The 2,669-nt window shown below is 71.5% G+C and carries 3 protein-coding genes; 2 read left to right on the top strand and 1 reads right to left on the bottom strand.

All coding sequences use genetic code 11. From position 1 onward, the window contains the following. Together MHY29_RS11795 and MHY29_RS11790 are read left to right on the top strand one after the other, a co-directional pair. A partial coding sequence (locus MHY29_RS11795; protein ID WP_239241458.1) for a carbonic anhydrase occupies positions 1-616 on the top strand: 616 nt, incomplete at its 5' end. Between the two features lie 76 nt (positions 617-692). Next, on the top strand, positions 693-2,117 hold the full coding sequence (locus tag MHY29_RS11790; protein WP_239241456.1) for a class II fumarate hydratase: 1,425 nt from the start codon (positions 693-695) through the stop codon (positions 2,115-2,117). A gap of 157 nt (positions 2,118-2,274) precedes the next feature. On the opposite strand, the gene MHY29_RS11785 is transcribed toward MHY29_RS11790, so the two are convergent. Further along, positions 2,275-2,669: prepilin peptidase (locus MHY29_RS11785; protein ID WP_239241454.1), on the bottom strand; the 395-nt coding region annotated here is incomplete at its 5' end.

The following is a 2,669-nucleotide window of genomic DNA, read 5'->3' as shown; positions in this document are numbered from 1 at the left end:
CGCCCGCCCCACCCCCGCCGAGGCGTGGAGGACCCTCCAGGAGGGCAACCGCCGCTTCGTGGCCGGGACCCCGGGCCACCCCAACCAGGACTCGGAGCGCCGCCACGGGCTCACCGAGGGCCAGGCGCCCATCGCCGTGATCTTCGGGTGCGCCGACTCCCGCCTGGCCGCCGAGATCATCTTCGACGTGGGCCTCGGCGACGTCTTCGTGGTCCGCACCGCCGGGCACGTGGTCGACGACGCCGTGCTCGGCTCCCTCGAGTACGCGGTGGACTCCCTCGACGTGCCGCTGATCATCGTGCTCGGGCACGACTCCTGCGGCGCCGTCACGGCCACCGTCGAGTCCTACATCAGCGGCACCATGCCCGCCGGCTTCGTCCGCTCGCTCGTGGAGCGCATCACCCCGTCCGTGCTGGCCGGGCGCCGCCGCGGCCTCGAGGAGGTCGACGATTTCGTGGCCGAGCACGTGGACCAGACCTGCGACCGCCTCCTGGAGACCTCCCAGTCCGTGCGCGCCGCGGTCGAGGCCGGACGGACCGCCGTCGTGGGCCTGACCTACTCGCTGGCGGAGGGCACCGCCTCCCCCGGCCGTGTGCACGGCCGCATCGAGGCCTGAGCGCCCACGATGGACGCCTGAGGACGCGCGCCCCGCACCCGGGGCGCGCGTCCGGGCCGGTGCTTAGACTGGCGGCATGACCGCACAGAACACTGAGCAGCAGTTCCGCATCGAGCACGACACCATGGGCGAGGTGAAGGTGCCGGTGGACGCCCTCTACCGGGCCCAGACCCAGCGCGCCGTGGAGAACTTCCCGATCTCGGGCAAGACCCTCGAGCCGGCCCACATCCACGCCCTGGCTCAGATCAAGAAGGCCGCCGCCAAGGCCAACGCCGAGCTCGGCGTCATCTCCCAGGAGCGTGCGGACGCGATCATCGCCGCCGCGGACGAGGTCATCTCCGGCAAGCACGACGGCGAGTACCCGATCGACGTGTTCCAGACCGGCTCCGGCACCTCCTCCAACATGAACACCAACGAGGTCCTCGCCACCCTGGCGACCCGCCGTCTCAAGGACGCGGGCTCCTCCGAGGAGGTCCACCCGAACGACCACGTGAACGCGTCCCAGTCCTCCAACGACGTGTTCCCGACCTCCGTGCACGTGGCCGTCACCGGCGCCCTCGTGAACGACCTGAAGCCGGCGCTGGAGCACCTGGCCGAGTCCCTCGAGCGCAAGGCCGAGGAGTTCCAGGGCATCGTGAAGTCCGGCCGCACCCACCTGATGGACGCCACCCCGGTGACCCTGGGCCAGGAGTTCGGCGGCTACGCCGCGCAGGTGCGCTACGGCATCGAGCGCATCGAGGCCTCCCTGCCGCGCGTCGCCGAGGTCCCGCTCGGCGGCACCGCCGTGGGCACCGGCATCAACACCCCCACGGGCTTCTCCGCCCGTGTGATCGAGCTGCTCGCCGAGGAGACCGGCCTGCCGATCACCGAGGCCCGCAACCACTTCGAGGCGCAGGCCAACCGCGACGGCCTCGTGGAGGCCTCCGGCCAGCTCCGGAACATCGCCTACTCGTTCATCAAGATCAACAACGACCTGCGCTGGATGGGCTCCGGCCCCAACACCGGCCTCGGCGAGATCGCCCTCCCGGACCTGCAGCCGGGCTCCTCGATCATGCCCGGCAAGGTCAACCCGGTGATCTGCGAGGCCGCGATCATGGTCGCCGCCCAGGTGATCGGCAACGACACCACGATCTCCCTGTCCTCCACCAACGGCGCGTTCGAGCTGAACGTGGGCATCCCGGTGATGGCCGCCAACCTGCTGGAGTCCATCCGCCTGCTCGCCAACACCTCCCGCGTGATGGCCGACAAGATGATCGACGGCATCGAGGCCAACGAGGAGCGCTGCACCTTCCTGGCCGGGGCCTCCCCGTCCATCGTGACCCCGCTGAACAAGGTGATCGGCTACGAGGCCGCCGCCGCGATCGCCAAGCACGCCGTCAAGAACAAGATGACCGTGCGCGAGGCCGTGGTGGACCTCGGCTACGTGGAGCGCGGCGAGGTCACCGAGGAGCAGCTGGACAAGGCCCTCGACACCATGTCGATGACCCACCCCGGCGAGTGACCAGGAGTGACGTCCCGCTGATGTGACGCCCGTCGCGTCCCAGGGCCCCCATCCGTACAGGATGGGGGCCCTGCTGCTGTGCGGTCACCCCGCGGGAAAGGACGCCCTCCTGCGCACCGAATCCGCCGCAGCGGTCCTCAGGGGAAGGCGCTGTCGGCTATGCCAGGAGCAGCACCCCCAGAGCCCCCGCCACCATCGCCGGCCCGAAGGGCAGGGCCGTATGGCGGTCCGCGCGTCGAGCCAGGACGAGCACCACGGCGACCACCCCGCCCAGGAGCACCGCCAGCACGGCGGCGGTCAGCACTGCGGCCAGCCCTGCGACGCCGCAGTACAGGCCCAGACCCGCGGCCAGCTTGACATCGCCGAGCCCCAGGCCGCCCCGCGTGAGCACGTGCAGGGCCAGCATCGCCAGGGCGTAGCCCAGCCCGCCCAGCAGGCACGAGGCCACCACGGACCACAGGCCGCCGAGCACCGCCCCGCCCCCCATGGCCACCACACCGCCCAGGGCCAGCCGTCCCGTCCTCCGGTTCGGCAGCCGGTGCTCCCTCAGGT

It is taken from the genome of Micrococcus sp. ACRRV (genome assembly GCF_022346985.1).
Taxonomy (GTDB): Bacteria; Actinomycetota; Actinomycetes; order Actinomycetales; family Micrococcaceae; genus Micrococcus; species Micrococcus porci.
The sequence above is the reverse complement of the archived record's forward strand: the minus strand, read 5'-3'. Positions and strand labels throughout refer to the sequence as shown.

Coding starts and splice junctions, on each gene's coding strand:
- MHY29_RS11790 (WP_239241456.1), top strand. CDS start 693: ATGACCGCACAGAACACTGAGCAGCAGTTCCGCATCGAGCACGACACC.